Source organism: Enterobacter sp. UPMP701, assembly GCF_053709515.1.
In genome coordinates this window covers 763692-789960 of record NZ_JBSKJN010000001.1, presented here as the reverse complement: position 1 = coordinate 789960, position 26269 = coordinate 763692, and the positions used below count along the sequence as shown (strand labels likewise).

The window sequence follows — 26269 nt, the reverse complement described above, 5'->3', positions numbered from 1 at the left end:
CGGCAATCACATCAGTGGTAGGTCTTAATAATCTCCAGCACGCCGTTAATAATAAACTGCACGCCCATACAGACCAGTAAGAAGCCCATCAGACGGGAAATCGCCTCGATACCGCCCTTGCCCACCCAGCGCATGATCGCACCGGAACTGCGCAGAGACGCCCACACGATAACCCCGATAAGCGCGAAAATCAGCGGTGGCGCAACGGTCAGTACCCAGTCCGGGAAGGTGGAACTGTCGCGCACCGTCGACGCAGAACTGATGATCATCGCGATGGTACCCGGTCCGGCCGTGCTTGGCATGGCCAGCGGTACGAAAGCAATATTCGCGCTCGGCTCGGACTCCAGCTCTTCGGATTTGCTGGTCGCCTCCGGCGACTCATGCGCTTTTTGCGCCGGGAACAGCATGCGGAAGCCGATAAACGCCACGATCAGCCCCCCGGCAATACGCAGCCCGGGAATGGAAATCCCGAAGGTGTTCATCACCAGCTGTCCGGCGTAGTAGGCCACCATCATGATGGCAAATACATACACCGAGGCCATCAACGACTGTTGATTGCGCTCGGCGCTGTTCATATTCCCTGCCAGCCCCAGGAATAGCGCCACCGTTGTTAACGGGTTAGCCAACGGCAGCAGTACCACCAGCCCGAGACCAATTGCTTTAATCAAATCCAACATAGTGTGTCGTTGTCCTTATCCACATTTAACATCGCAATTATAGGGTGAAAGTGTGACGTTCAGCCATCGGCGCAACGTAACGATTGTTTTCCTTCGGGAACGATACCCTTTTGTTATCTTCCTGATTTGAAAGGTTGTAAAAATCGTTCATGAAACGTTTTAGCAATTCGTGGCATCGGCTGATTCATTCAGTTGACTTATACTTGCCTGAGCAATAATATCTGCCGTGATTAAACTACTTGCCAGGGCAACCATTGTGAAAAGCACCAGTGATATCTTTAACGACGTTGTTCCGCTGGGTCGTCTTATTCATATGGTTAATCAGAAAAAAGACCGCCTGCTCAATGACTATCTGTCACCGCTGGATATCACCGCAACACAGTTCAAAGTGCTGTGTTCGATTCGCTGCGAAGGGTGTATCACGCCGGTTGAGCTGAAAAAGGTGCTTTCTGTCGATCTGGGTGCGTTAACCCGCATGCTCGATCGTCTCGTCTGCAAAGGATGGGTAGAACGAAGCCCTAACCCGAATGACAAACGCGGCGTACTGGTCAGGCTGACCAGCGATGGCGCGGACATGTGCGAGCAATGTCATCAATTAGTAGGACAAACACTGCATCAGGAACTAACAAAAAACTTAACGGCAGATGAAGTGGCAACCCTTGAGCTCTTGCTTAAGAAAATACTGCCGTAAACAGAAAAAGAGGTATGACGATGTCCAGACGCAATACTGACGCTATCACTATTCATAGCATTTTGGACTGGATCGAAGATAACCTGGAATCGCCGCTCTCCCTTGAAAAAGTGTCAGAGCGTTCAGGTTACTCCAAATGGCACCTGCAACGGATGTTCAAAAAAGAGACCGGCCATTCATTAGGTCAATATATTCGCAGCCGCAAGCTGACGGAAATTGCCCAGAAACTGAAAGAAAGCAATGAGCCGATCCTTTATCTGGCGGAGCGCTACGGGTTTGAATCGCAACAGACCCTCACGCGTACGTTCAAGAACTATTTTGACGTGCCGCCTCATAAGTACCGAATCACCAGCGTGCCGGGTGAATCCCGATACCTGTATCCGTTGAAACACTGTAGTTAATTATCGCCTGTATAGACGTAACCGAGGAAAAAATGAAAGTTACCGCCTCCGCCGCCCTCGCCTTGCTGGTGCTGTTTTCCAGCCAGACCTTCGCGGAGCAAACCCCAGGTGCAACGCAGCAAAATAATCGCGATACGATGATTTTGCCGTCAGCACATGACCAGTCACCTTACGATTTCAACCACATGGGTGCTGGTAGCGACAAATCCGACGAATTAGGCGTGCCTTATTATCACGCGCACGGCCTCTGATTCGTTTTTGCCCCGCAACTGCGGGGCTTTTTTATGCCCTATCCTCTTACCCGCGCCGTCCGGCGTACCCGTAAGCCAAATACGTTGATGTACAGTCCGGCCATGATCAGCACGGCACCCAGCAGCTGCAGCGCGCTGAGCTTTTCATCCAGCAGCAGTGCCGCACTGGCAAGCCCCACCACCGGTACCAGCAGCGACAGCGGCGCCACGCGCCAGGTTTCATAGCGCCCCAGCAGCGAACCCCAGATCCCGTAGCCCACAATGGTAGCGACAAAGGCCAGGTAAATCAGAGAAAGGATCGTGGTCAAATCGATGTCGACCAGGCTGGTCAGCATCACGTGTGGGCCATCCAGAATAAGCGACGCCGCCAGAAACGGGATAACCGGGATCAGCGCGCTCCAGACTACCAGCGACATCACCTGCGGGCGCGCCTCGTGCTGCATAATCAGCTTGTTAAAGATATTGCCGCAGGCCCAGCTCAGCCCTGCCGCCAGCGTGAGCATAAAGCCGAGCAGCGCCACATCCTGGCCGTTCAGGCTGGCTTCAATCAGCACCAGCACGCCAAACACCGCGAGCGTGATCCCCGCCAGCTGTTTGCCCTGTAAACGTTCGCCAAACACGAACGCGCCGAGAATAATGGTAAAGAACGCCTGCGCCTGCAGTACCAGCGAGGCAAGCCCGGCAGGCATCCCGAACTTGATCGCGCAAAAGAGAAACGCAAACTGGCCAAAGCTGATGGTCAGACCGTAGCCCAGCAGCAGCGTAAAGGGAATTTTCGGACGGGCGACAAAGAAGATGGCCGGGAAAGCAACCAGCAGAAAACGCAAACCGGCCAGCATCAGCGGAGGCATGTTGTGCAACCCCAGCTTGATGACCACAAAATTGAGCCCCCATACCACGACCACCAGCAACGCCAGCAGCCCGTCTTTACGCGTCATACCCTGCCCCTGAATTATTAATATTTTGTTAACACTTCAAGGTAACAGAAAAAAGTGTACCGCGAGAAGATCATTATTTCTGGCAGGCAGCTGAAGCACTTAGGGATAAATTGGGCGCTATACAAGCCCCTTATGTCATGGTAATCCTGTTAACACACATCTAAAAAAGCATAAGAAACTGTCGGGCAGGAATATGAAACCATCTCTCCGGCGCTCAACCGCAGCGCTGCTGGCGTCGTCATTGTTATTAACCATCGGTCGGGGGGCAACGCTGCCGTTCATGACCATCTATCTCACGCGCGTCTACAGCATGAGCGTCGAGAGTATCGGTTATGCCCTGACGATAGCGCTGACCGTTGGCGTGGTGTTCAGCCTGGGATTTGGCATTCTGGCCGACAAGTTTGATAAAAAACGCTACATGCTGATCGCCATCGTGGCCTTTATCGCTGGATTTGTCGCGATCCCGCTGGTGGATAACGTCACGCTGGTGGTGCTGTTCTTTTCCCTGATCAACTGCGCGTACTCCGTCTTTTCGACGGTGCTGAAAGCCTGGTTCTCGGACGTGTTGACCTCCAGCCAGAAAGCGCGCGTCTTCTCGCTGAACTACAGCTTCCTGAACATTGGCTGGACGATCGGGCCGCCGATTGGCACCCTGCTGGTAATGTACAGCCTTCAGCTGCCGTTCTGGCTGGCGGCCTTCTGCGCCGCGCTGCCGCTCGGGTTTATCCATTTCTTCGTGCAAAAAAGCGTCGCGCTGGACACCGCCGAGGAGCAAATGCCCTGGCAGCCGTCGGTGCTGCTGAAAGACCGCGCCCTGTTCTGGTTCACCCTTTCCGGCCTGCTCGCGTCTTACGTGGGCGGATCGTTCGCCAGCTGCATTTCGCAGTATGTGCTGGCCGCCAACGCCGATAGCGATTTTGCCCAGAAAGTGGTCGCCGTAGTGCTGCCCGTTAACGCCGCCGTGGTGGTGACGCTGCAGTACGCGCTGGGGCGCAAGATCACGGCCAGCAATATTCGCCCCTTGATGACCGCCGCAACGCTGTTTTTTATCCTCGGGTTGGGTGGCTTTATGCTCTCCGGGGAAAACCTGATTTACTGGGGCATCGCCGCCGCCATCTTTACGTTGGGTGAGATTATCTACGCACCAGGCGAATACATGCTGATCGACAACATCGCCCCGCCGGGGATGAAGGCGAGCTATTTTTCCGCTCAGGCGCTGGGCTGGCTCGGCGCGGCGGCAAACCCGATGATCACCGGTATCATCCTGACCAACCTGCCGCACTGGTCACTGTTTGCGATCATGATGGTTGCCATCGTCATTGCCTGGTTGATGATTTTGCGGGGGATGAGCGTGAAGGCGTGGAACGAATCACCCAAAGCGGCGTAGAGAATACAGGCCGGGTAAGGCGGAGCCGCCCCCCGGCAATAACGCATCAGTGGTGCAACATCTCTTCCACCACCTGCTCTTTGTACATCTCATTCGGATAATAGGTCGGCCAGTTATCCATCTCTTTCAGCAGCGCCTCATGGGAGGTATTGCCCATAAAAATGTGGAAGTGCGAAGAGGCTTTCGGCCCGATGGTATGGTCGCTGAACTGCACAAACTTCGGTGCCTTGCTGCCGGCATCCTTACACTCAAACAGATAGCGAACGCCTTTTTTGCCCGATGCGTAAGTCAGGATTTTGTAGCCGCTGTAATCATATTTACAGCTGCTGACCGCGCTGCCTTTATGGAATTCCATCACGTTATTTTCAATGCCGATGGCATCCACGTCCGTCGCGTATCCCTTGCGGTAGTACGCTTTCACCTCGTCAAAGGTTTTGCTTTTATCCTTCTGCGCTTTCTGTTTGAAGACCGGATCCAGCGAACCGTCCAGCAGGAACGGATAAACCGACTGCCAGGTGCCGTCCCAGTCAGTCAGAGCTCTGTCCTTCACGTCTTTATCCTCAAACACGCCGTTCGCCGCCTTCTGTTCCGCTTCGGTCATCTGATGGCCGTGCGAGTGAGCAAACAGCTGGCCGCTGACCAGCAGCGCCCCCAGAGTCATGGCAAATTTCCCAACATGTGCAGCCAAAGTAACGCCCTCATTCCGTTTTATAAGAATGAGAATGTTATATTATAACATTTCAGATCGCAACCAGGCCGCGCACGCCTTCCAGCGCCATATTTTCGCCCCGTCCGCGCTGGATAATGGTGCCGCGTGACATCAGCAGATAGCTGTCGGCCAGCTCGGCGGCAAAATCGTAAAACTGCTCAACGAGCAGGATCGCCATGTCGCCTCTGTTTGCCAGGGTGCGGATCACCTGGCCAATCTCTTTAATGACGGAAGGCTGTATGCCTTCGGTGGGTTCGTCGAGGATCAGCAACTGCGGACGGCTCGCCAGCGCGCGACCAATCGCCAGCTGCTGCTGTTGCCCCCCGGAGAGATCGCCTCCGCGTCGATGCTTCATTTCGTTGAGTACCGGAAACAGCTGCCAGATCTCCTCCGGCACCTGCTTTGCCTCGCGGGCAGAAAAGCGCGACAGCCCCAGCAGAAGGTTCTCTTCCACGGTCAGGCGCGGGAAAATCTCGCGCCCCTGAGGAACATACGCCACGCCAGACTGCACCCGCTGGTGCGGCTTGCTGTGGGTGATCGTTTTACCCTGCCAGACGATCTCCCCGGTTTTCGCCGGGATCAGCCCCATCAGGCACTTCAGCAGCGTGGTTTTCCCGACGCCGTTGCGCCCAAGCAGACAGGTGACTTCGCCGGTGACGGCCTCAAAACTCACGCCGCGCAGGATATGGCTGCCGCCGTAATACTGATTCAGTTCGTTAACCTGTAACATCACTGCTCCTTAGCGTCCCAGATAGACGTCAATCACCTGCTCGTTGGCCTGAACTTCGCGAAGTGAACCTTCGGCCAGCACACGGCCCTGATGCAATACCGTCACGCGATCGGCAATGGTTTCAACAAAGCCCATGTCGTGCTCCACCACCATCAGGGAATGCTTGCCAGCCAGTGTTTTGAACAGCTCGGCGGTGTATTCCGTTTCCGCGTCGGTCATCCCGGCGGCGGGTTCATCCAGCAGCAACAGATGCGGGTCCTGCACCAGCAGCATGCCGATCTCCAGGAATTGTTTCTGCCCGTGCGAAAGCAGCCCGGCGCGGCGGTCGCGCTCGCTGCTGAGACGCAGCAAAACCAGCATCTCATCAATGCGGTCACGCTGCTCGCCGCTGAGTTTTGCCCGCAGGCTTGCCCAGACGGATTTATCGGTTTTCATGGCAATCTCCAGGTTTTCCCACACCGTCAGCGCCTCAAAGACCGTGGGTTTCTGGAATTTTCGGCCTACTCCCTGACGGGCAATGGCCGCAGGCTCCAGCACGGTCAGGTCGATGGACTGATCGTAAATGGCTCTCCCGCTCTCTGGACGCGTTTTGCCGGTAATCACGTCCATCAGCGTGGTTTTACCGGCCCCGTTGGGCCCAATCACGCAGCGCAACTCGCCCACGCCGATATTCAGCGAGAGATCGGTCAGCGCCTGAAAGCCGTCGAAACTGACGTTCACGGACTCAAGCTGAAGCACAGGATCGGTCTGGTCCCGGTAGCGATCGCCGGGCAACTGGCGGGTAAATAGCTCTTCCGATGGCTGCATTATTTCTCTCCCTTCCGCAACAGACCGTAGACGCCGCGCGGCAGGAACAGCGTGACGGCGATAAAAATCAATCCCAGGAAAAGCTGCCAGTACTCCGGCATCGCGACGGTGAAGAAGCTCTTCGCCCCATTCACCAGCGCCGCGCCAATCACCGGGCCCACCAGCGTGCCGCGCCCGCCCAGCGCCACCCAGATGGCGGCTTCTATAGAGTTGGTCGGCGACATCTCACCGGGGTTAATAATGCCCACCTGCGGGACGTACAGCGCCCCCGCCAGCCCGCACAGCACGGCGGAGAGCGTCCACACCAGCAGCTTGAACCCGCGCGGATCGTAGCCGCAAAACGTCAGGCGGTTTTCCGCGTCGCGCACGGCGGTCAGGATGCGGCCAAACTTGCTCTTCGCCAGCGCAAATCCCATACCTAACGCCAGGAGCAGCAACAGCACCGTCGCCAGAAACAGCGCGATGCGGGTGGTCGTGTCCGTCACTGAGAACCCGAGCAGCGTGGTAAAACCGGTAAAGCCGTTATTGCCGCCAAAGCCGGTTTCGTTGCGAAAGAACAGCAGCATGCCCGCGTAGGTCAGCGCCTGGGTCATAATCGAGAAGTAGACCCCTTTGATCTTCGAGCGGAAGGCAAACCAGCCAAACACCAGCGCCAGCAGGCCCGGCACCATAACAATCAACACCAGCGCCCAGGCAAAATGCTGAGTGCCCCACCAGAACCACGGCAGCTCGTTCCAGGAGAGAAACGACATAAACGCGGGCAGACCGTCACCTGACGCCTGGCGCATCAGGTACATCCCCATCGCATAGCCGCCCAGGGCGAAGAAGATGCCATGCCCAAGAGAGAGCATCCCGGCATAGCCCCACACCAGATCCAGCGCCACCGCAACGATGGCATAGCAGAGGATCTTGCCGATGAGCGTTAGCATCCAGGTCGACAGCGCCAGCGGATGCGTTGCAGGCAGTAGGGCGAAAAACGGTAACAGCAGCAGACATACCACCAGCAGGCTGCCTGCAATCTGCGTTGTGCGTGGCGCTCTACGCGCCAGCGTTAAGGTCAGCGGCTGGCTCATCAGTCAATCACCCTCCCTTTCAGCGCAAACAACCCCTGCGGACGCTTCTGAATAAACAGCACGATCGCCACCAGAATCACGATCTTGCCCAGCACCGCCCCCATCTGCGGCTCAAGGATTTTATTGAAAATACCCAGCCCAAACGCCGCGGCCACGCTGCCTGCCAGCTGGCCTACGCCGCCGAGAACGACCACGAGGAACGAGTCGATAATATAGCCCTGACCGAGTTCCGGCCCGACGTTACCCAGCTGGGATAACGCCACGCCGCCTAACCCGGCAATCCCTGAGCCCAGCCCAAACGCCAGCATATCGACGCGACCTGTCGGTACGCCGCAGCAGGCGGCCATGCTGCGGTTCTGCGTCACCGCCCGCACGTTGAGCCCCAGACGGGTTTTATTCAGAATGAGCCAGGTAAAGAACAGCACCAGCAGCACGAAGCCCAGCACCACAATGCGGTTCCACGGCAGCGTCAGGTTGGCAAAAATCTGCACCCCGCCGGAAAGCCATGCCGGGTTCGCCACCTCCAGATTCTGGGCGCCAAAGGTCATGCGCACCAGCTGGATGAGCATCAGGCTGATCCCCCACGTTGCCAGCAGCGTTTCCAGCGGACGACCGTACAGGTGACGGATCACGGTGCGCTCCAGCACCATCCCGATGCCCGCCGTCAGGCAGAACGCAACCGGCAGCGCGATAACCGGATAGAGCGCCAGCCACTGGGGCGCAAGCCCGGCCATCGCCTGCTGCACCATCCACGTGGCATACGCCCCCAGCATCAGCATCTCACCGTGCGCCATATTGATGACGCCGAGCAGACCATAGGTAATGGCAAGCCCCAGCGCGGCCAGCAGCAGCACCGACCCCAGAGAAAGCCCCATAAACGCCTGGCCCAGCAGATCGCCCCACATCAGGCGATGCGTGATCTGACGAAGACTCTCTTCTGCGGCCGCGCGAACCCCGGCGTCCGGCTCGGTCTGCGCCTGGGTAAACGGCGTAAGTCTGGACTGCACGTCCGGATCGTCGGACTGGCCCAGCAGTTCGACGGCCCTGCGGCGCACCTCTGCCTGCGGGCTGGCTAGCTGGAGATTTGCCACCGCCAGTAAAAGCGCCTGACGCGCGACAGCGTCCGTTTCATCCCCGACGCGCTTTTTCAGAAAAGCGAGCATTTCGGGCTGAGCGTCGCGCTGAAGCTGACGCGCTGCTGCTCGCCTTTCCGTGACACTGTCACTGACAAGCTGATGCGTGGCGATAGCCGTCGCGGCCAGCACGCGCAGCCGGTTCGTCAGGCGGACGGCTTTGGTTTGCCCTTCGGCCGCGCGGGCGTCACCGAGCGAAACCATTTCGCCATTACGCTGCGCAAAGGCGTGCTTTTGGCCATCGGTATACAGGTTTTCCTTTTGCAGGGACTGAAGCAGCGGAAGCCTGGCGGCATCCGGCGCGGCGGCCCACTGCGTGAGGAGTTCCGCCTGCTGGCTACGGCTGGCGGCAACAAAACGATCGGCATCCGATGCCTGCGCCATCCCTGGCAGCAGTCCGGAAAGCCATACAAGAGCGATGAACATACGCATGGCGTTCATGACGTTTCTCCCTGCGGTGATGGCTTAGTTGCTGGCGGTTTTCATGGGCTGATCGGGCTTTTTATCGTTCCCGGCGATGAACGGGCTCCACGGCTGGGCGCGTACCGGCTGCTCCGTCTGCCAGACCACGTTGAACTGGCCGTTGCCTTCGATTTCGCCGATCATGACCGGCTTGTGCAGATGGTGGTTGGTGGCATCCATGGTGAGCGTAAAGCCAGACGGCGCCTTAAAGGACTGACCGGCCATCGCCGCACGCACTTTATCCACGTCGGTAGTGCCCGCTTTTTCCACCGCCTGCGCCCACATATGAATCCCTACGTAAGTCGCTTCCATCGGGTCGTTGGTCACCACGGTATCGGCGTTCGGCAGCTTATGCGCTTTGGCATAGGCTTTGTAATCCGCCACGAAGGCCTGGTTTGTCGGATTATCCACGGATTCAAAGTAGTTCCACGCGGCCAGGTTGCCGACCAGCGGTTTGGTGTCGATCCCGCGCAGCTCTTCTTCACCCACGGAGAACGCCACCACCGGCACGTCGGTCGCCTTCAGCCCCTGGTTAGCCAGCTCTTTGTAGAAAGGCACGTTGGAATCGCCGTTGATGGTCGACACCACGGCGGTTTTGCCGCCTGCAGAGAATTTCTTGATGTTGGCGACGATGGTCTGGTAGTCACTATGGCCAAACGGGGTATAAACATCCTCGATGTCCTTATCCTCCACCCCTTTCGAATGCAGGAACGCGCGCAGGATCTTGTTGGTGGTGCGCGGGTAGACGTAATCGGTACCCAGCAGGAAGAAGCGTTTCGCCCCGCCGCCGTCTTCGCTCATCAGGTATTCCACCGCCGGAATGGCCTGCTGGTTTGGCGCCGCGCCGGTATAGAAGACGTTCGGCGACATCTCTTCGCCTTCGTACTGGACCGGATAGAACAGCAGACCGTTCAGCTCCTCAAACACCGGCAGCACGGATTTACGCGAAACCGACGTCCAACAGCCGAACACTACCGCCACTTTATCCTGACTCAACAGCTGACGCGCCTTCTCAGCAAACAGCGGCCAGTTTGAGGCCGGATCCACCACCACCGGCTCCAGTTTTTTACCCAGCACGCCGCCTTTCGCGTTGATCTCGTCGATGGTCATCAGCGCGACGTCTTTCAGCGGGGTTTCGGAGATGGCCATCGTGCCGGACAGAGAATGCATGATCCCCACTTTGATGGTGTCGGCCGCCTGCACGCCAAAACTCATTCCCATCGCCACGACGGACGCGGATAACGCAAAGGCTTTTAATAAGGTACGACGCTGCATATTTTCACTCCTGAAAAAGAACGCTGTGCGAAAACGTCCGTTACGGCATGGACGCGGAAAAAAGTGTCAGCGAAGCAGGAGCAAAAAGGATGCCAGAATGGCGAACGCGCTATTTCAGGAGGTGGAACACAGAATGTAAAGAGAACGACTCAGAATGGCACAGCGCTGCACTTTTATAATGCAGCGCTGAGAAAGCGGTTTTACCAGACTTCGCTGGCGATCTGCGTCACCAGACGAACTTTGTCCCACTGCTGGGATTCGCTCAGGCTGTTGCCCTCTTCGGTGGAGGCAAAGCCGCACTGTGGGCTGAGGCAGATTTGCTCTTTCGCCACGTATTTCGCCGCCTCTTCCAGACGAGCCTTCACGCCATCCGGATTTTCCAGCTCACCGTTTTTCGTGGTGATCAGGCCCAGTACAACCTGCTGCTTGCCCGGGCGAACGAAGCGCAGCGGCGCGAAATCCCCGCTGCGGTCGTTATCGTATTCGAGGAAGAAGGCGTCAACGTTGACCGTCCCGAACAGCACTTCCGCCACCGGCTCGTAGCCGCCTTCGGAAATCCAGGTGGAACGGAAGTTACCGCGACAGACATGCAGCCCGATGGTCAGATCTTCCGGCTTGCCTTCCAGCGCCTTGTTCAGCACGCGGGCATAGATTTGCGCCAGCTCATCGGCATCATCACCACGCTCACGGATCTGACGGCGCTGGTCGTCCGAACAGAGATAGGCCCAGACGGTGTCATCCAGTTGCAGATAACGGCAGCCCGCGTCGTAGAATGCCCGGATGGCGTCGCGCCAGGTGGTCGCCAGATCGTCGAAATAGTCATTCAGATGCGGGTACACCGTCGCATCGATATCTTTACGCCCGCCGCGGAAATGCAGGACGCTCGGGCTGGGAATGGTCATCTTCGGCTGCGCATTGCCGCTGATGCTTTTCAGATAGCGGAAATCTTCCAGCATCGGGTGGTCGCCAAAGCCCAGCTTGCCGGTCACACGCACGCCGTGGGCTTTGGTTTGTACCCCGTTGAACTGAATGCCCTGCTGTGAATCGTAACGCTCAACACCCTGCAGACCGTCGAAGAAATCGAAGTGCCACCAGGCGCGACGAAACTCACCGTCGGTCACCACATGCAGCCCGCACGCACACTGCTGCTCGACGACGTGGCGAATGGCCTCATCTTCTACCGCGCGAAGCTGTCCGGCATCAATCTCACCGCTGGAGAACTTCAGGCGAGCCTGCCTGATGGCATCCGGGCGTAAAAAACTGCCGACTACATCGGCGCGGTAGGGGGCGTGTTGTCGTTGCATGGAAATCTCCTCGTCTGCCGGTTTTAATTGCCCGCAGTGATAATTCATCATTTGAATCTTTAGACTTCTGGATGTCTAAATGTCCGAAAAAGATGTCACACCTCACCGGCTCCGGCAAACGAGAAAATTTCACGGGTGTTGAAAAAAATTCATCTTCACAGCGCGACGGCGGTTTCGCTACTGGCAAAGGCGAACTTTTCATCTTCCCAGCCGGTGATCCCGCCGAGCATGATTTTGACCGGCAGCCCGAGGCGCGCCAGCTTGAGCGCCGCTCTGTCCGCGCCGTTGCAGTGCGGCCCTGCACAGTAGACAACGAACAGCGTGCCTTCAGGCCATTGGGCCATGCGCTCAGCGGTAATCTGGCTCCAGGGCATATGCCGCGCGCCGGGGACATGACGACGGGCAAACTGCTCCGGGCTTCCCACCACGTGCAGCAGCACGAAGTCCTGCTCATTATTGGCGATGGCATGATGCACATCGGCGCAGTCGGTTTCGACGCTCAGGCGACGCAGAAAATGGGTAACGGCTTCCTGCGGCTCGGCAGCCGGAAATTCAGTAACATAGCTCATGATCCTTCCTCATTTTTGGCGTTTGTGTTAACACTACTCTATCCACAAATTCGGCCCGTGAATGCGTTCGCTTATGCCAGAAAACAGCAAAAAGATGACAAACTTAAGACAAATTGCCCGCCCTGGCGTGGTCGTGCTTGCCTATGACGGGCTGTGTACCTTTGAGTTTGGCGTGGCGGTTGAGATTTTTGGCCTGCCGCGTCCCGAGCTGGGCGACAACTGGTATCGTTTTGCAGTGGCGAGCGTGGATAACGGAGAACTGCGGGCGACCGGCGGGATCCGCATCGTTACCGATGGCGATTTGAGCCTGCTTGCGTCGGCGGATTTGATCGTGGTTCCCGGCTGGCGAGGGCTGGACTCACCTGTTCCGCCGGCGCTCTGCGAGGCATTGCGCCAGGCCAGCGCGCGAGGATGCCAGCTGCTGTCCATCTGCTCGGGCGTGTTCGTGCTGGCCGCGACGGGGCTGCTGAACGGCCGCAAAGCGACAACCCACTGGCGCTACACAGAGGCGCTGAAAACGCATTATCCCGAAATCCATGTGGTTGAGGACGTGCTCTACCAGGACGAAGGCGATATTCTGACGTCCGCAGGCAGCGCGGCGGGAATCGATCTCTGTCTGCACGTTGTGCGTCGGGATTATGGTATGGAGACCGCCAACAGCGTGGCGCGTCGGCTGGTCATTCCCCCTCACCGGGACGGTTCACAGCAGCAACAGCTGAGCCGCCCGGTGGCGCAACTGCGTGAAAGCCAGCGTCTGGGCCAACTGTTTGATTTTCTGCACACGCACCTTGTCGAGCCGCACAGCGTCGACGCCCTTGCCCGTCGGGTCGGCATGAGCCAGCGCACCTTCCTGCGTCGCTTCGAGGCGGCAACGGGTACGACGCCCGCACGCTGGCTGCTCAATGAGCGCCTGCTGAGAGCAAAAGATTATCTGGAAAGCAGCCGTTTAAGCATCGACAGCATCGCCGAGCAGACCGGATTTGGTCAGGCGTCGACATTGCGTCATCATTTTCGCCAGCAGTTCGCCCTTTCACCGGCCCAGTATCGTAAACAGTTTTCTCATCCTGATGCTGGCCGCTGAAAGAGCTGTCTTTTGGTTACACTGGAATACGGAGGACCTGATGGTTACCACACACGTTTTTATCGCGGTCAGCCTTGATGGTTACATCGCCCGACAAAATGACGATATCGACTGGCTGCTGCAGCGCGACGATCCGGCAGAAGATCATGGCTATGAGGCGTTCATCGCGGACAAAGAGTGGATTGTTATGGGCCGAGGGAGCTATGAGAAGGTACTGACCTTTGACGCATGGCCATACGATCGGCCCGTGCTGGTGCTCTCCCGTCAACGGGCACACACGCCTGTACCCGATGCGCTGAAAGACAAAGTGCAATTCTCCTCCCGCACGCCAAAGGAGGTGCTGGAAGATCTGGCGGCGAAAAACGTACATCGCGTCTATATCGATGGCGGGCAGGTAATACAGTCTTTCCTGCGTGAAGGCCTGGTCGCCGATATCGTTATTACTACCGTGCCTGTCCTGCTCGGTTCAGGAAAACCGCTGTTCGGAACCCTGACCAGGGATATTGATTTGACGCTGGTATCAAGCCGCAGCTTCCCTTCGGGTCTGGTACAGTCGCACTATCGGCTGTCATCATAAGGGCTGACTTAAGCGAAATGGTAAAAAAAAACCGCCATTATCTGGCGGTAAATGCTTGCATGGATAGATTTGTATTTTGGTCTCTACGTCCCCGACGCTCCATGGTCGGGCAGCGGATCCCTTACACACTAACACTGATTGTCTTAACGAAAGCTCAACAGCTTTATTAACTCGCCTGGATGTTAATCTGTAAATAGCGCATCAGGCCCTGCTGAGCGCTCTGTTTTGCATCATCATTCAGGGCTTCAAGATAAAACGGTCGCGAAACGCCATAGGGTGCTTTTTCAGAGGGATACACTGCAAACTGGAATGTTTTTCCCCCTGCCTGACGCGTACAGTCTAATTCCCAGCGTTGTTCGTTTACTTTTTTGCTATTGCAGGCTACGCGTCCATAGTCGCTGGTTAAATAGGAACCAACCCGGACTTTGGCGGACTGAATATATTCTGGTTCGTCATTACCCATATAGCGAACACCAGCAGTTGCCCCAACGGCCGCCACGACGAGCGCAAGTGCGATTATTTTTTTCATTTGTTAAGACTCATTCCTTAGCCAGAGAATCTCTATTATATAGGATTATCCCTAAAGCAAACGTCTGTTTGCGTACCAGAACAGGTAGTTTACAACGCGCGATTCATATTTAGGACATTTCCTAAGAAAATATTCAGACGCACATTATTTGACACTTTCTTTGCGCTAATTTGACGTTTTGAATAATAAACCAAAGAAATAATAGGCATGATTATTCCGCAATATCATTCAGCGGTGAATCCATGCTAAAAAAAGGGTTATCTCTTATCATGCTTATTTGTGCGCTATTTTCAGGCCAGCTGATGGCCGGGCACAAAGGTCATGAATATATTTGGGTAAAGAATGTGGAGCATCAGCTGCGGCATGAGGCCGACAGTGACGAGCTACGCAGCGCGGCAGAAGAGTCAGCGGAGGGTTTGCGCGAACACCACCTGTGGCAGAAATCGCGCAAACCGGACACGCACGTAAGGTAATTAACTGCCCTTACGTTTCGGCAGGGTTTTCATCAGATCGTCCGGGCTCACGGACGCAACGATGCTGCCCGGCGGTGGCATTTTGAAAATATGGTTTTTCATTTTGCCGATAACATGCATTTCACACGGACGGCAGTCAAACTTCAGGGTCAGGACTTCGTCACCGTTGACCAGCTGCATGGGAGTCGCCTTCCAGCTCTTAATATTCCCTTTCGCCTGTTTCGGGCACAGGTTAAAAGCAAAGCGCAGGCAGTGCTTGGTGATCATCACCGGCACATCGCCCTTCTCTTCGTGCGCTTCATAGGCCGCATCGATCAGCTGCACGCCGTGGCGATGATAGAATTCACGCGCTTTATGGTTGTAAACGTTCGCCAGGAAGGATAAATGGGTGTCCGGGTACACGGGCGCAGGAACAGATTCGGCCTTACGGCTGCCGCGCGGATAGTGCGCCAGGCGTGCGGCATCCAGCATCTCTGCCGTTTCACGGCGGAACTGGTTAAGCAGGCTGTTCGGCACGAACAGCGCGTCCGGCAGATTGACCTCGATAGCGCGCGCGTAGTAAATCGTCTGACCCAGCTTCGCCACGCCATCCTTCAGGCTGTTAAGCGCTTTTTCCGCGTTGTTTGCCACCTCGAACTGGCCATCGAGCGTATGCGTCACGCTGATGCCGTCTTCACAGGTCATGGTCAGAATCAGCTGCTCTTCCCAACCGCCCAGCTCAATATCCACGGCGATACGACGTTCGCTGGAGGTTTTCAGCAGCGCCTGCTGCCAGTTGTGATCCAGGTTACGGTTGAGCGGCGCGTTTGGTCGCGCTTTGTAGAGGTCGGCAGGCATTTCATTCGGCCATACCCGGTAACGGTTCTCACCGGTTTTTTCGACCGTGTTAGCGCGGAAACCCACAACTTCACGCTTGATCATCACGTTCAGGCCGTCACCGTTTGCCAGCGGCTCCGTCACTTCGACGTCCAGGTGATCTTTCGCTACTTTCAGCACTTCGCCGATCGGTAAACCGATAAACTTCGGTGAATCAAACGCGCCGATATCCCCTTTACGGGCATTCACGAAATAGTCCGTGCTGCCGCGGTGGAAGGTTTTGTCCGTCGACGGAATAAAGAAATGCTCGGTACGACCCGCCGAGGCGCGCGCCAGATCGCCGCGATCTTCGATGATGGCATCCAGCATCTGGCGATAGTGCGCGGTGATGTTCTTCACGTAGCTCATGTCTTTGTAGCGCCCTTCAATCTTGAAGGAACGCACGCCTGCATCAATCAGCGCGCCCAGGTTGGCGGTCTGATCGTTATCCTTCATGGAGAGCAGGTGTTTTTCGAACGCCACCACGCGGCCCTGATCGTCTTTCAGGGTGTACGGCAGACGGCAGGCCTGTGAGCAGTCGCCGCGGTTGGCGCTGCGGCCCGTCTGGGCGTGGGAAATGTTGCACTGACCGGAATAGGCCACGCACAGCGCGCCGTGGATAAAGAATTCAATCGTCGCGTCGGTTGCCTGGTGAATATCGCGGATCTGATTGAGGTTCAACTCGCGCGCCAGAACGATCTGCGAAAAGCCCACGTCGGAGAGGAACTTCGCCTTCTCAACCGTGCGGATATCGCACTGGGTGCTGGCGTGCAGCTCAATGGGTGGAATATCCAGCTCGAGCACGCCCATGTCCTGAACAATCAGGGCATCGACGCCGGTCTGGTAGAGATCGGTAATCAGACGCTGCGCAGGCTCCAGCTCATCATCATGAAGAATGGTGTTCAGGGTTACGAACACTTTCGCCCCAAAACGGTGGGCGAACGGCACCAGCTCGGCAATATCGCGCAGGCTGTTGCTGGCGTTATGGCGGGCACCAAAGCCAGGGCCGCCGATGTAGACGGCGTCAGCGCCATGAAGGATCGCTTCACGGGCAATGGCGGCGTCGCGGGCCGGGCTTAAAAGTTCAAGATGATGGGATTGCAGGCGCATACTTCGTCGTTATCCGTTATGGTCAAAATGGCGGCTATTGTAGTCAGAAGTCTGCGCCAGCGAAACAGTTTTGCGTAGCGTCAGTGGGGATAATGGATCAGAGAGTGAAAATGCACCGGCCGGTCGCTGCTGTTGCGGTAGGCGTGCGGTTTATCCCCGGCAAAACGGATACCCGAATCGGCTGAAATCGTCTGCCACACGCCGTTAATGTTCATCTCCAGCTCACCGCTGATCACCACCACATGTTCAATCACTCCCGCCTCATGCGGCGTGGACTCACTCAGGGCACCGGGTGCCAGCGTGATGGAGAAATGATCGAACCGGAGTGTCTCATCCCAGGGAAAAAGCGGTTTCACCACCATCGCCTGCTGCTGAGGGTCAAATACTGCCTGCCGGTCCGCCTCCGGGGTAATGAAGGCGGAGAACGGGACGTTGAGCCCGGTGGCTATTTTCCACAGCGTTGATACCGTCGGGCTCGATTCATTACGTTCGATTTGCCCCAGCATCGCTTTTGACACGCCGGTCTCGTCCGCGAGCTTCGACAAACTCCAGCCGCGCGCCTGGCGCAGCGTTTTCAGCGTTGTTGCAAGATGTTGTGTGATGTCCATGTTCCCTCCTGATGGCGATCATCATACCACTTGTACGCTATAGCGCACAGTGTTACCTTATCGCGGACGTTATAACGCACAACGGAGTTTCCATGCGCCTTTCCTCTCACCTTGTTCCAGTCGCACTGGCTGGATTTGTCGCCGTGCTGGTCGGTTACGCCAGCTCGGCCGCCATCATCTGGCAGGCTGCCGCAGCGGCAGGCGCCAGCGCGCAGCAAATAGCGGGCTGGATGACCGCGCTGGGGATTGGGATGGGCATCAGCACGCTGGCGCTTTCCTGGTGGTACAAAGCGCCGGTGCTGACCGCCTGGTCGACGCCCGGCGCGGCGTTGCTCGCCACCAGCCTGCACGGCGTGACGCTTGCCGAGACGATCGGCGTGTTCATCTTTGCTAACGCGCTCATTTTACTCTGCGGTATTACCGGGCTTTTCGCCCGCCTGATGAAGCTGATCCCGCATTCACTGGCTGCGGCCATGCTGGCGGGCGTACTTCTGCAGTTTGGCCTGCACGCATTTGCGCATCTTGAGGGACACTTTCTGCTGTGCGGCAGCATGATTGCGGCGTGGCTGCTGGCAAAAGCGCTGGCTCCGCGCTATGCCATCGTAGTCACGCTGCTGGCAGGCGGTATCGTGGCATGGGCGGAAGGTGACGTTGTCACCGATAAGCTGACATTTTCTCTCGTGATGCCTGAGTTTATTACCCCAACCTTTACTTTCACCAGCCTGGTGAGCATTGGCTTGCCCTTCTTCCTGGTGACGATGGCCTCGCAGAATGCCCCCGGCTTCGCGACGATGAAAGCCTCCGGTTATCCGGTGGCGGTCTCACCGCTGATCGTCTTTACGGGCGGGCTGGCGCTGCTGCTGTCCCCCTTCGGCGTCTTTTCCATCTGCATTGCGGCGATTACCGCCGCCATTTGTCAAAGCCCGGATGCCCATCCGGATGCCGGTAAACGCTGGCTGGCGGCCATCACGGCCGGTGGGTTTTATCTGCTGGCTGGGGTGTTCGGCGGTTCCATCACCGGGATAATGGCTGCGCTGCCCCTGAGCTGGATCCAGACGCTGGCAGGTCTGGCGCTGCTGGGTACCATCAGCGGGAGTTTATATCAGGCGCTGAATCATGAAGCGGAGCGCGACGCGGCTATCGTCACGTTTCTGATGACCGCGAGCGGCGTCACGATCCTGGGCATCGGCTCGGCGTTCTGGGGGCTGGTGCTGGGCGGCGTAAGCTATGCCCTGTTTTCACGCGCTCGCCGCGCGTAGCTGTGACGGCGTGATGCCCATGACGCTGCGGAAACGGTTACTGAAGTGGCTGGCGGAGTTAAACCCGCAGGCCAGGGCGATATCCGTCAATGGCGTCGAGGTATGCTGCACCAGGTTTTTCGCTTTTTCCATGCGCCTTTGCATGACGTACTGATGCGGTGCCAGCCCTGTCGACTGACGGAACATGCGGGCAAAATGGTATTCGCTGAGCGCGGCCTGGGCCGACAGTTCAGCCAGCGTCAACGGCTGCCCAAGGTTCTCTTCGATAAACGCCAGCACGTTACGCAGCACAAAAGGCGATAGCCCGCCGGTAACAACCGGCAGCTTCCACTGAACGTTGGCGTAGTTTTGCAGTAAATGGGTCAACAGCAGCGTGGAGGCTGTACTCAGAGTAAGCTGATTGGCCTGCTGCTGCCAGTCACAGCCAAGCAAAAACTGGCGGTACAGCGCGGTGATCTTCGGATCGCTGCCAAAAATGCGCTCGTCCAGCGTCAGCGAGAGCGGCCGCTTGTCCCAGATTTTTTCACCCACATCGCGCAGGTGTTCATCGGTGCAGTAGAGATGCACAAACGACAGGTCATCACGGATGTCCCACGTCGATTCGCTCTCTTTCGGCATCAGACAGAAACGGTCCGGTCCCCCGCCGTTCTTCCAGCCGCCCGGTGTCTTTTGATAGCTTTCGTAGCCGTCCGCCACGTACAGGCTGAGGGTGTGATGGTTGCTTTTAACCGTTATCGTGTCGTGCTTGTTGTACCACGCCGCCAGCTGAATGCCGGAATTGAGCGCGACCGTTTCCCGGAGCACCGCATTCTGCTGGCGTAGCGTTTCAAAGGTATCGTAAGCGTGAGACATAACCGTTAGCGCGTTATTGAGTGAACTGTCAGTCTAAGAATTGTTTTCTCCCGTTGCCAGCCCCCGGAAAAGAAAAAAGCGCAAGATTTTGCAAGTCTACCGCAAGCCGATGAAAGCCCCTGACCGATCTCAGCGCCATACTGGCGGCTTCTGTGGTTTAAGAAGAGAAAAGGTATGAACGCATTATTATATGGACTGGTGGTGATCATCTGGGGAACCACCTGGATTGCTATTTTCCTGCAGCAAGGCCCCGTGGCGGCCCCGGTGTCTATTTTCTGGCGCTTCGCCGTGGCCAGCGCCACGATGATGGTGGTGCTGCTCGCACTGGGCCGACTGCGCAAGCTGGCGCTGCGGGATCACCTGTTCTGCATGCTTCAGGGATGCTGCGTCTTCTGCTTTAATTTCTGGTGTTTTTATACCGCGGCGGCACACATCAACACTGGTCTGGAATCGGTGATCTTCTCGATGGCGGTGCTCTACAATGCCATTAACTGCTTTATTTTCTTTGGACAGCGCCCGCCTGCGCGGTTCTGGACGGCGGCGACGTTGGGTCTTATCGGGATTATCACCCTGTTCTGGGACGACCTGCTGGCCAGCGGCTGGAGCGTCTCGCTGCTGACGGGCATTGGTCTTTCCGCCCTTGGCACGTACGGTTTCTCGCTGGGCAATATGATCAGCATGCGTCACCAGCGCAGAGGCCTTGAAACCATGACCACCAACGCCTGGGCGATGCTTTACGGTACGCTGGTGATGGGATGTATTGCGCTTTTCAGAGGCGACAGTTTTGCCCCGGAATGGACGGTGAGTTACATGGGCGCGCTGCTCTATCTGGCCCTGTTTGGTTCGGTCATTGCCTTTGGCGCTTACTTCACCCTGGTAGGACGCATTGGCCCCGGGAAAGCGGCCTACAGTACGCTGCTCTTCCCGCTGGTGGCGCTCTCCATCTCAACGGTGTATGAAGGCTACGTCTGGCATATCAACGGCATCGTCGGTTTACTGCTGATTCTGGGCGGGAATATGGTGATGTTCACGAAACCAGAGACCTGGTTCAGGCGCCTGCGCACGGCGTAAGAAAAACGGCCTGCGCGATGCAGGCCGCTTAACGTTATTTCGCTGTTTTATGCACATCAAACATGGTGGCGTCCGTCGCCATGTCGTCAACAACCTGCTTCAGCGTCGCAAAGGTCATCGGCGTACTTTCGTTATTCAGCTCTTTACCTTCGCCTTTACGAACGACCTTCATCACCGGTTTATTGGTGGCCGCGTCGATCAGCTCGCCTTCAAAGAAGAGATGGGTGTCCATGGTGCGATGGCCGGTTGCCATCTGCGTACCTGCTACCACCAGCGCGACCGGCACCACTTCATAGAACTGCAGGCCTTCTTTCTGCGAACTCACCCCGGTGATTGCACCGCGGAAAATCAGGCTGTGTTTGCCCGGCGTGGTCACAATCGGCTTACGGGTACCAATCGCCGTTTTCATTTTGTTATTGGTGTAATTCAACAGCTCATCAAGCGTTCTCTGTCCAATCTGCGTCGTTGGTTTTGGCGCCGGATAATAGGTAATTGGCGTCCAGATAATGCTGTCGTAGTTGGCTTCGTTATAGGAAGGGTCAACCCAACGCAGCGTTGGTTTACCCGTCGCAGAGGTCGTCTGCTGCAAGCCGGAATAATCTTTTAAAAAGCCTGAATATTGTTCGGGAGCCGCGACTTTAGAAGAACAGCCCGCCACTGCCAATAAACCAGTAAGCACTGCAACTTTAAAAAAAGTTTGAGTACGCATGATAGTTTTCCATGTTATCTGCAAGTATGCATTTGAAGTTATAGCAAAAGTCAGATGGGTTTGTTGTGACAAAAAATGATGCGGGGAGCACAAATTGCGAAAAGACTGCCCGGATACACCCGGGCAGTGAAATATTACTGATGAATATCCACCTGCCAGAACAAATGTTTGCCAAATGGATCGATTTCGTAGCCAGTCACCTCCTTGCGAACGGGTTCGAAAATCGTTGAATGCGCAATCATTACCGCCGGCATTTGGTCGTGCATTATCTGCTGCGCCTCTTTGTACAGCGCCACACGTTTGTTGCGATCGGTTATCGATTTTGCCTCGGCAATAATTTTATCAAAGGGCGGGTAGCACCATTTAGCTGAGTTCGATCCGCCGTTGGCAGACGTGCAGGTAAACAACGGACCAAAGAAGTTATCCGGATCGCCCGTTGCCGTCGTCCAGCCCATCAGCGCGGCCTGATGCTCTCCGCCCTTCACGCGCTTAAGGTATTCGCCCCATTCGTAAGTGACAATTTTGGTCTGCACGCCCACTTTTGCCCAGTCCGCCTGAATCATCTCCGCCATGCGTTTCGCATTCGGGTTGTAGGGCCGCTGAACGGGCATCGCCCATAAATCAATGCTCACCCCGTTAGCAAAACCGGCCTCTTTCAGCAGCGCTTTCGCTTTATCAGGATCGTAATCGTAATCCTTCAGCTCGCTGTCTGCGCTCCAGACGCCGGGCGGCAGCAGGTTTTTCGCCGCCGTTCCGGTGCCGTGGAATACCGCGTCAATGATGGCCGGTTTGTTTATCGCCATCGCCAGTGCCTGACGAACTTTCACATTATCCAGCGGCGGCTTTTGGGTGTTAAAGGCCAGGAAACCGGTGTTAAGCCCGGCCTTACTCATTAGCGTAATATCTTTATTGGCCTTCATGCGCGGCAGATCCGCCGGGTTCGGGAACGGCATCACCTGGCATTCATTTTTCTCAATTTTGGCAAAGCGCACGGAGGCATCCGGAGTGATGGTAAAGACCAGCCGATCCAGCTTCGATTTCCCCTGCCAGTAGTCGGCAAACGCCGTAAACAGAATGCGGGAATCTTTCTGATACTGCGCCAGCTTAAACGGCCCGGTGCCGATGGGCTGCATATCCACCTTCTCCGGCGTGCCCGCTTTCAGCATCGCATCAGCATATTCGGCGGAGAGTATCGAGGCGAAATACCATGCCAGATCCGCAACAAACGGCGCTTCAGGGTGTGCCAGGGTAAAGCGCACCGTATGGTCGTCGACTTTATCAATGCGGGTAATCAGGCTGCCAAACTCCAGACTTTCGAAGTTGGAATAGCTGCCGTTTGAGACGTTGTGATACGGATGGTTCACGTCTTTCTGACGCATAAACGAGAAGATCACGTCATCGGCGTTAAAGTCACGGGTCGGCGTGAAGAATTTATTGCTCTGGAACTTCACTCCTTTGCGCAGATGGAAAGTGTAAACCTTGCCGTCGTCGCTCACCTCCCAGCGCTCAGCCAGGCTCGGTACCAGCTCCGTGGTGCCGGGTTTGAAATCGACCAGCCGGTTATAGACCGGTACCGCGCTGGCGTCCACGCTGGTCCCCGAGGTGTACAGCTGAGGATTAAAGTTTTCCGGCGACCCTTCAGAGCAATACACCAGCGTTTTCGCGGCAACGGAGGAACAGACCGTAAGCGCAGCGAGTACCAGCGTTAACATTGTGCGTTTGCTTGTCATCATTTATTCCTGTCTTTTTAATTCGACGGCTAATTAATTCTTTTGCCATTTCATAAATAACATTAAAGTGAAGTGGCAAACACCCGAAAAATAAATAAGGAAGAAAACACTATGGGCTCGCCGCTTTCCAGACAATTAACGCACCGTTTTTTCCGCTATCTCGCTATTACCAGCCAGAGCGATCCGAAAGTGAAAACCCTGCCCTCGACGCCGGGCCAGCATGACATGGCGCGGGAACTGGCGCAGGAGCTGGCACAGTTGGGTTTAGACGACATTGTAATTGACGAATTCGCTACCGTGACGGCGGTAAAAAAAGGCAATGTGCCCGGCGCGCCGCGCATCGGCTTTATTACCCATATTGATACCGTTGACGTCGGTTTATCACCGGATATTCATCCACAAATATTAACGTTTACCGGTGAAGATCTCTGTCTGAATAAAGAGAAAGACATCTGGCTGCGGGTAAATGAGCACCCGGAAATTCTGGCTTATCCGAACGAGGAGATTATTTTCAGTGACGGCACCAGCGTATTGGGCGCAGATAATAAAGCGGCGGTAACCGTGGTGATGACCGTACTGGAAAACCTCACCGCTGAACATCAGCATGGCGACATTGTGGTCGCGTTTGTGCCCGATGAAGAGATTGGCCTTAACGGCGCCAAGGCGCTGGATCTGAAACGCTTCGACGTCGACTTTGCCTGGACCATCGACTGCTGCGAGCTGGGGGAAATTGTTTACGAGAATTTTAACGCGGCAGCCGCTGAAATCCGCTTTACCGGCGTGACGGCGCACCCGATGTCCGCCAAAGGGGTACTGGTGAACCCGTTATTGATGGCGACCGATTTCATCAACCATTTCGACCGGCAGCAAACGCCAGAGTGCACCGAGGGTCGCGAGGGCTATATCTGGTTTAACGGCATCCAGGCCGGGCAAAACGATGCCGTGTTAAAGGCCAACATTCGTGATTTTGATAAAACCGGCTTTGCCGCCCGCAAGCAGCAGATCGCGGACGTCGCCGCATTGATTGCCTCCCAACATCCGACGGCAAAGGTGGACTATCGCATTGAGGATACCTACAGCAACATCAGCAATGCGATTGGCGAAGACCGGCGCGCTATCGACCTGATGTTTGAGGCAATGGAATCGCTCGGCATTACCCCAAAACCGATCCCCATGCGCGGCGGTACGGACGGCGCGGCGCTCTCGGCAAAAGGGTTACTCACCCCGAACTTCTTCACCGGCGCGCATAACTTCCACTCGAAGTTTGAATTCCTGCCGCTGTCGTCGTTCGAGGCGTCTTACAACACTGCCCTGCAGATCTGCCTGCTGGCCGCCCGTTAAGCGGGCTTGCGCGCCAGCATGGTGGCAAAGCGCAGCTTAATGCGGTTGCCGTTTTCATCGGTGCGGTGCAGCTCGCCCACCTCTTCGTTGTATTTGAGCAACTCCCAGCCTTCATAGTAGTTGCTCAGTTCACCGCTCTTAAATGCAAACGGGAAGCCGACGGTGCACGGGTAATCCGCCGTGTCCATCGCGGCAACGATCAGGTTATAGCCGCCGGGTTTCGTGCAGCGCTGCATATTGGCGATAAGGCCAGGGATGGTTTTCGCCTCCAGGAACATCAGCACCACGGTGGAGAGAATGAAGTCGTACTCGCCGTCAAAACTCAGGCTGTTGAGATCCTTAATCGCCGTATGCAGACTGGCGATCCCTTCCGCCGCTTTGATGCGCTCGATGTTATCAATGCTCATCGGGTTTTTATCCCAGGCGGTGACATCGTAGCCGTTGGCCGCCAGGTAAAGGCTGTTGCGGCCATTGCCGCAGCCCAGATCCAGCGTTTTACCGGGCTTCACGATCCCCGCGCTGTACAGCACCTCTGAATGCGTACGGGTTAAACCATATTTCTCTGTAAAGTAATTTTCATCGACAGCCATTATTTTTCCTCAGATTGCATAAGCAGTGCTTTATCAGTGCGCACCAGAAGTTTGCCCTGTATCAGCAGGATAAATGTACGAACCAACAGCATCCCAATGATGAGGTTGGTAAAGATAAACAGCGGCACGGCGATGGCATGGAAGAATCCAGTCGAACTGGCGTGCCCCAGATGCAGCCCCGTGGTAGCCAGAGCCGACACGCCAAACGAAAAACTCCAGAAGGAGGCGTTAAACGGCTGAGACAAATACCACGGCAGCAGGCGCAGCATAAACAGCAGCTGCAACAGGCCGTAGCCGAACAGCATTTTGGCGAAGGTGTCGGCTTCCCCACCGTTGACGCTAAACCAGGCGCTACACGCCACCAGCGCAGGCGCCAGCTGAATGCCTAAAGAGGTACGCTGCGCGGAGGGAAGCTCTCCGGCGCTGCGAAGACGCTGGAGGATCACCGGCTCCAGGCTGAGCCAGGAAAAGACGCCTGCACCGAGGAAGACGAGCCCTGCGTCGTTGAATCCCAACGCTCCGCACGCCATTGCGCTGATAAAATTATTCGCCACCGTCGGCAGATATAATCCCGGCGTGGTGGCCTCCTGCGGGTGCGTCCCCCGCCATAGCCCGGCGCTTTGCCAGGCAGCATAGGCAAGCTGCACCACCACGCCCACGCCAAACAGCACCAGCGATATCGGGCGGAACCAGGGTACAAAGCCAATGGCGACCAGCATGGTGGTGGCCGGAAAAAGGCTGACGAAGCTGCTCATCACCGGGTGGCGCATCTCTGCCAGCACGCTGTGCGGGAAACGGATCGCACGGGTAATAAACGCCGCCGTCAGCAAAAACCAGCATGTCACCGCGAGAGCGACCAGAATCTCACCCGGCCAGCGCGTCACCGGCCACAGGGTGCTGGCGTATCGCCAGGCGAAACCCATGCCGATGATACCAAGCACCATGCCAAAATACCCTGCGGGAAGGTTAAGCACCTGTTGGGATTTGTTAAAGTTATTCATTAATTTGAATTTTTAAAATGTATTTTAAATGCCATTTTAAGGGGTTTCCGCAACGGATGCCAGCACAACGGAAAGC

Annotated in this window: 28 protein-coding genes; 10 read left to right on the top strand and 18 right to left on the bottom strand. The window is 56.3% G+C overall.

The annotated features are described in order from the left end of the window. Positions 1-11 precede the first annotated feature (11 nt). Positions 12-677 (bottom strand): MarC family NAAT transporter, encoded by a 666-nt coding sequence (locus tag ACWKXT_RS03930; RefSeq protein WP_454526833.1) that lies wholly within the window; start codon positions 675-677, stop codon positions 12-14. Between the two features lie 256 nt (positions 678-933). Between ACWKXT_RS03930 and marR the strand changes: the two genes are divergently transcribed. From marR to marB, 3 genes are read left to right on the top strand one after another with little or no spacing between them, the layout of a single operon-like run. Continuing rightward, positions 934-1368: a multiple antibiotic resistance transcriptional regulator MarR gene (marR, locus tag ACWKXT_RS03925; RefSeq protein WP_080327098.1), complete on the top strand. Its 435-nt coding sequence runs from the start codon at positions 934-936 to the stop codon at positions 1366-1368. A gap of 20 nt (positions 1369-1388) precedes the next feature. Then, positions 1389-1769 (top strand): MDR efflux pump AcrAB transcriptional activator MarA, encoded by a 381-nt coding sequence (gene marA / locus ACWKXT_RS03920; protein WP_008502237.1) that lies wholly within the window; start codon positions 1389-1391, stop codon positions 1767-1769. Positions 1770-1801: 32 nt separating this feature from the next. Then, on the top strand, positions 1802-2020 hold the full coding sequence (gene marB / locus ACWKXT_RS03915; RefSeq protein ID WP_119915625.1) for a multiple antibiotic resistance protein MarB: 219 nt from the start codon (positions 1802-1804) through the stop codon (positions 2018-2020). Between the two features lie 38 nt (positions 2021-2058). On the opposite strand, the gene eamA is transcribed toward marB, so the two are convergent. Beyond that, positions 2059-2958, bottom strand: a complete 900-nt coding sequence (gene eamA, locus ACWKXT_RS03910) for an O-acetylserine/cysteine exporter (protein WP_454531708.1) — start codon at positions 2956-2958, stop codon at positions 2059-2061. A 193-nt stretch (positions 2959-3151) separates the two neighbouring features. On the opposite strand from eamA, the gene ydeE reads away from it, so the two are divergent. After that, the gene (gene ydeE / locus ACWKXT_RS03905; RefSeq protein ID WP_454526835.1) at positions 3152-4345 is read left to right on the top strand and encodes an efflux MFS transporter YdeE; all 1194 of its coding nucleotides are present in this window, start codon (positions 3152-3154) and stop codon (positions 4343-4345) included. Positions 4346-4391: 46 nt separating this feature from the next. Here the strand turns inward: ydeE and zinT are convergent, their stop codons facing one another. The 8 genes from zinT to ACWKXT_RS03865 all read right to left on the bottom strand — a co-directional run bounded on the left by zinT (position 4392) and on the right by ACWKXT_RS03865 (position 12407). After that, the gene (zinT, locus tag ACWKXT_RS03900; protein ID WP_454531707.1) at positions 4392-5033 is read right to left on the bottom strand and encodes a metal-binding protein ZinT; all 642 of its coding nucleotides are present in this window, start codon (positions 5031-5033) and stop codon (positions 4392-4394) included. A gap of 52 nt (positions 5034-5085) precedes the next feature. Next, positions 5086-5784 (bottom strand): urea ABC transporter ATP-binding subunit UrtE, encoded by a 699-nt coding sequence (gene urtE / locus ACWKXT_RS03895; RefSeq protein WP_454526837.1) that lies wholly within the window; start codon positions 5782-5784, stop codon positions 5086-5088. A gap of 9 nt (positions 5785-5793) precedes the next feature. Then, positions 5794-6591 carry an urea ABC transporter ATP-binding protein UrtD gene (gene urtD, locus ACWKXT_RS03890; protein ID WP_454526838.1) on the bottom strand — a complete coding sequence of 266 codons (798 nt, stop codon included), beginning with the start codon at positions 6589-6591 and terminating at the stop codon, positions 5794-5796. Next, complete coding sequence (gene urtC / locus ACWKXT_RS03885; RefSeq protein ID WP_454526839.1) at positions 6591-7664, bottom strand: urea ABC transporter permease subunit UrtC; 1074 nt, start codon at positions 7662-7664, stop codon at positions 6591-6593. Before urtC ends, urtD begins: the two co-directional genes overlap by 1 nt. Beyond that, positions 7664-9238: an urea ABC transporter permease subunit UrtB gene (gene urtB / locus ACWKXT_RS03880; RefSeq protein WP_454531706.1), complete on the bottom strand. Its 1575-nt coding sequence runs from the start codon at positions 9236-9238 to the stop codon at positions 7664-7666. Before urtB ends, urtC begins: the two co-directional genes overlap by 1 nt. A 24-nt stretch (positions 9239-9262) precedes the next feature. Further along, the gene (gene urtA / locus ACWKXT_RS03875; RefSeq protein ID WP_454531705.1) at positions 9263-10534 is read right to left on the bottom strand and encodes an urea ABC transporter substrate-binding protein; all 1272 of its coding nucleotides are present in this window, start codon (positions 10532-10534) and stop codon (positions 9263-9265) included. A 200-nt stretch (positions 10535-10734) separates the two neighbouring features. Further along, positions 10735-11838 carry a cobalamin-independent methionine synthase II family protein gene (locus ACWKXT_RS03870; RefSeq protein WP_454531704.1) on the bottom strand — a complete coding sequence of 368 codons (1104 nt, stop codon included), beginning with the start codon at positions 11836-11838 and terminating at the stop codon, positions 10735-10737. A gap of 155 nt (positions 11839-11993) precedes the next feature. After that, positions 11994-12407, bottom strand: coding sequence for a rhodanese-like domain-containing protein (locus ACWKXT_RS03865; protein ID WP_454531703.1), 414 nt, complete (start codon positions 12405-12407; stop codon positions 11994-11996). A 73-nt stretch (positions 12408-12480) separates the two neighbouring features. Here ACWKXT_RS03865 and ftrA point away from each other — a divergent pair, with 73 nt between their 5' ends. Further along, on the top strand, positions 12481-13488 hold the full coding sequence (gene ftrA, locus ACWKXT_RS03860; protein ID WP_454531702.1) for a transcriptional regulator FtrA: 1008 nt from the start codon (positions 12481-12483) through the stop codon (positions 13486-13488). 40 nt (positions 13489-13528) lie between these two features. Then, the gene (locus ACWKXT_RS03855) at positions 13529-14065 is read left to right on the top strand and encodes a dihydrofolate reductase family protein (protein ID WP_454531701.1); all 537 of its coding nucleotides are present in this window, start codon (positions 13529-13531) and stop codon (positions 14063-14065) included. 166 nt (positions 14066-14231) lie between these two features. Here ACWKXT_RS03855 and ACWKXT_RS03850 read toward each other — a convergent pair whose 3' ends face one another. Next, the gene (locus ACWKXT_RS03850; protein WP_454531700.1) at positions 14232-14594 is read right to left on the bottom strand and encodes a hypothetical protein; all 363 of its coding nucleotides are present in this window, start codon (positions 14592-14594) and stop codon (positions 14232-14234) included. A gap of 242 nt (positions 14595-14836) precedes the next feature. Between ACWKXT_RS03850 and ACWKXT_RS03845 the strand changes: the two genes are divergently transcribed. Next, the gene (locus tag ACWKXT_RS03845) at positions 14837-15067 is read left to right on the top strand and encodes a DUF2554 family protein (RefSeq protein WP_454526846.1); all 231 of its coding nucleotides are present in this window, start codon (positions 14837-14839) and stop codon (positions 15065-15067) included. Here the strand turns inward: ACWKXT_RS03845 and ACWKXT_RS03840 are convergent, their stop codons facing one another. Both ACWKXT_RS03840 and ACWKXT_RS03835 read right to left on the bottom strand, forming a co-directional pair. After that, on the bottom strand, positions 15068-17032 hold the full coding sequence (locus tag ACWKXT_RS03840; RefSeq protein ID WP_454531699.1) for a peptidase U32 family protein: 1965 nt from the start codon (positions 17030-17032) through the stop codon (positions 15068-15070). 80 nt (positions 17033-17112) lie between these two features. Continuing rightward, entirely contained in the window at positions 17113-17640 is a 528-nt protein-coding gene (locus tag ACWKXT_RS03835; RefSeq protein WP_454526848.1) for a helix-turn-helix domain-containing protein, read from the bottom strand. 11 nt (positions 17641-17651) lie between these two features. Here ACWKXT_RS03835 and ACWKXT_RS03830 point away from each other — a divergent pair, with 11 nt between their 5' ends. Next, positions 17652-18899 (top strand): benzoate/H(+) symporter BenE family transporter, encoded by a 1248-nt coding sequence (locus ACWKXT_RS03830; RefSeq protein WP_454531698.1) that lies wholly within the window; start codon positions 17652-17654, stop codon positions 18897-18899. On the opposite strand, the gene ACWKXT_RS03825 is transcribed toward ACWKXT_RS03830, so the two are convergent. Further along, positions 18879-19751: a helix-turn-helix domain-containing protein gene (locus ACWKXT_RS03825; protein WP_454531697.1), complete on the bottom strand. Its 873-nt coding sequence runs from the start codon at positions 19749-19751 to the stop codon at positions 18879-18881. The genes ACWKXT_RS03830 and ACWKXT_RS03825 overlap by 21 nt on opposite strands. 174 nt (positions 19752-19925) lie before the next feature. Here ACWKXT_RS03825 and ACWKXT_RS03820 point away from each other — a divergent pair, with 174 nt between their 5' ends. After that, positions 19926-20822, top strand: a complete 897-nt coding sequence (locus tag ACWKXT_RS03820; protein WP_454526850.1) for a DMT family transporter — start codon at positions 19926-19928, stop codon at positions 20820-20822. 34 nt (positions 20823-20856) lie between these two features. Here the strand turns inward: ACWKXT_RS03820 and ACWKXT_RS03815 are convergent, their stop codons facing one another. Both ACWKXT_RS03815 and ACWKXT_RS03810 read right to left on the bottom strand, forming a co-directional pair. Continuing rightward, positions 20857-21531, bottom strand: a complete 675-nt coding sequence (locus ACWKXT_RS03815; protein WP_454526851.1) for a DUF3313 domain-containing protein — start codon at positions 21529-21531, stop codon at positions 20857-20859. 134 nt (positions 21532-21665) lie between these two features. Continuing rightward, the gene (locus ACWKXT_RS03810; protein WP_454531905.1) at positions 21666-23261 is read right to left on the bottom strand and encodes an ABC transporter substrate-binding protein; all 1596 of its coding nucleotides are present in this window, start codon (positions 23259-23261) and stop codon (positions 21666-21668) included. A 111-nt stretch (positions 23262-23372) separates the two neighbouring features. On the opposite strand from ACWKXT_RS03810, the gene pepT reads away from it, so the two are divergent. Beyond that, the gene (gene pepT / locus ACWKXT_RS03805; RefSeq protein WP_454531696.1) at positions 23373-24602 is read left to right on the top strand and encodes a peptidase T; all 1230 of its coding nucleotides are present in this window, start codon (positions 23373-23375) and stop codon (positions 24600-24602) included. Here pepT and tehB read toward each other — a convergent pair. Both tehB and tehA read right to left on the bottom strand, forming a co-directional pair. Beyond that, positions 24599-25192 (bottom strand): tellurite resistance methyltransferase TehB, encoded by a 594-nt coding sequence (gene tehB, locus ACWKXT_RS03800; protein ID WP_454531695.1) that lies wholly within the window; start codon positions 25190-25192, stop codon positions 24599-24601. The genes pepT and tehB overlap by 4 nt on opposite strands. Beyond that, positions 25192-26193 (bottom strand): dicarboxylate transporter/tellurite-resistance protein TehA, encoded by a 1002-nt coding sequence (gene tehA, locus ACWKXT_RS03795; protein ID WP_454531694.1) that lies wholly within the window; start codon positions 26191-26193, stop codon positions 25192-25194. The genes tehB and tehA overlap by 1 nt, the downstream gene beginning before the upstream one ends. Positions 26194-26269 lie beyond the last annotated feature (76 nt).

Bases quoted from the DNA above. Each gene is read 5' to 3' on its own strand.
- ACWKXT_RS03930 (WP_454526833.1), bottom strand. From the start codon at position 677: ATGTTGGATTTGATTAAAGCAATTGGTCTCGGGCTGGTGGTACTGCTG.
- marA (WP_008502237.1), top strand. From the start codon at position 1,389: ATGTCCAGACGCAATACTGACGCTATCACTATTCATAGCATTTTGGAC.
- marB (WP_119915625.1), top strand. From the start codon at position 1,802: ATGAAAGTTACCGCCTCCGCCGCCCTCGCCTTGCTGGTGCTGTTTTCC.
- eamA (WP_454531708.1), bottom strand. From the start codon at position 2,958: ATGACGCGTAAAGACGGGCTGCTGGCGTTGCTGGTGGTCGTGGTATGG.
- ydeE (WP_454526835.1), top strand. From the start codon at position 3,152: ATGAAACCATCTCTCCGGCGCTCAACCGCAGCGCTGCTGGCGTCGTCA.
- urtE (WP_454526837.1), bottom strand. From the start codon at position 5,784: ATGTTACAGGTTAACGAACTGAATCAGTATTACGGCGGCAGCCATATC.
- urtD (WP_454526838.1), bottom strand. From the start codon at position 6,591: ATGCAGCCATCGGAAGAGCTATTTACCCGCCAGTTGCCCGGCGATCGC.
- urtC (WP_454526839.1), bottom strand. From the start codon at position 7,664: ATGAGCCAGCCGCTGACCTTAACGCTGGCGCGTAGAGCGCCACGCACA.
- urtB (WP_454531706.1), bottom strand. From the start codon at position 9,238: ATGAACGCCATGCGTATGTTCATCGCTCTTGTATGGCTTTCCGGACTG.
- urtA (WP_454531705.1), bottom strand. From the start codon at position 10,534: ATGCAGCGTCGTACCTTATTAAAAGCCTTTGCGTTATCCGCGTCCGTC.
- ACWKXT_RS03870 (WP_454531704.1), bottom strand. From the start codon at position 11,838: ATGCAACGACAACACGCCCCCTACCGCGCCGATGTAGTCGGCAGTTTT.
- ACWKXT_RS03865 (WP_454531703.1), bottom strand. From the start codon at position 12,407: ATGAGCTATGTTACTGAATTTCCGGCTGCCGAGCCGCAGGAAGCCGTT.
- ftrA (WP_454531702.1), top strand. From the start codon at position 12,481: ATGCCAGAAAACAGCAAAAAGATGACAAACTTAAGACAAATTGCCCGC.
- ACWKXT_RS03855 (WP_454531701.1), top strand. From the start codon at position 13,529: ATGGTTACCACACACGTTTTTATCGCGGTCAGCCTTGATGGTTACATC.
- ACWKXT_RS03850 (WP_454531700.1), bottom strand. From the start codon at position 14,594: ATGAAAAAAATAATCGCACTTGCGCTCGTCGTGGCGGCCGTTGGGGCA.
- ACWKXT_RS03845 (WP_454526846.1), top strand. From the start codon at position 14,837: ATGCTAAAAAAAGGGTTATCTCTTATCATGCTTATTTGTGCGCTATTT.
- ACWKXT_RS03840 (WP_454531699.1), bottom strand. From the start codon at position 17,032: ATGCGCCTGCAATCCCATCATCTTGAACTTTTAAGCCCGGCCCGCGAC.
- ACWKXT_RS03835 (WP_454526848.1), bottom strand. From the start codon at position 17,640: ATGGACATCACACAACATCTTGCAACAACGCTGAAAACGCTGCGCCAG.
- ACWKXT_RS03830 (WP_454531698.1), top strand. From the start codon at position 17,652: ATGGCGATCATCATACCACTTGTACGCTATAGCGCACAGTGTTACCTT.
- ACWKXT_RS03825 (WP_454531697.1), bottom strand. From the start codon at position 19,751: ATGTCTCACGCTTACGATACCTTTGAAACGCTACGCCAGCAGAATGCG.
- ACWKXT_RS03820 (WP_454526850.1), top strand. From the start codon at position 19,926: ATGAACGCATTATTATATGGACTGGTGGTGATCATCTGGGGAACCACC.
- ACWKXT_RS03815 (WP_454526851.1), bottom strand. From the start codon at position 21,531: ATGCGTACTCAAACTTTTTTTAAAGTTGCAGTGCTTACTGGTTTATTG.
- ACWKXT_RS03810 (WP_454531905.1), bottom strand. From the start codon at position 23,261: ATGACAAGCAAACGCACAATGTTAACGCTGGTACTCGCTGCGCTTACG.
- pepT (WP_454531696.1), top strand. From the start codon at position 23,373: ATGGGCTCGCCGCTTTCCAGACAATTAACGCACCGTTTTTTCCGCTAT.
- tehB (WP_454531695.1), bottom strand. From the start codon at position 25,192: ATGGCTGTCGATGAAAATTACTTTACAGAGAAATATGGTTTAACCCGT.
- tehA (WP_454531694.1), bottom strand. From the start codon at position 26,193: ATGAATAACTTTAACAAATCCCAACAGGTGCTTAACCTTCCCGCAGGG.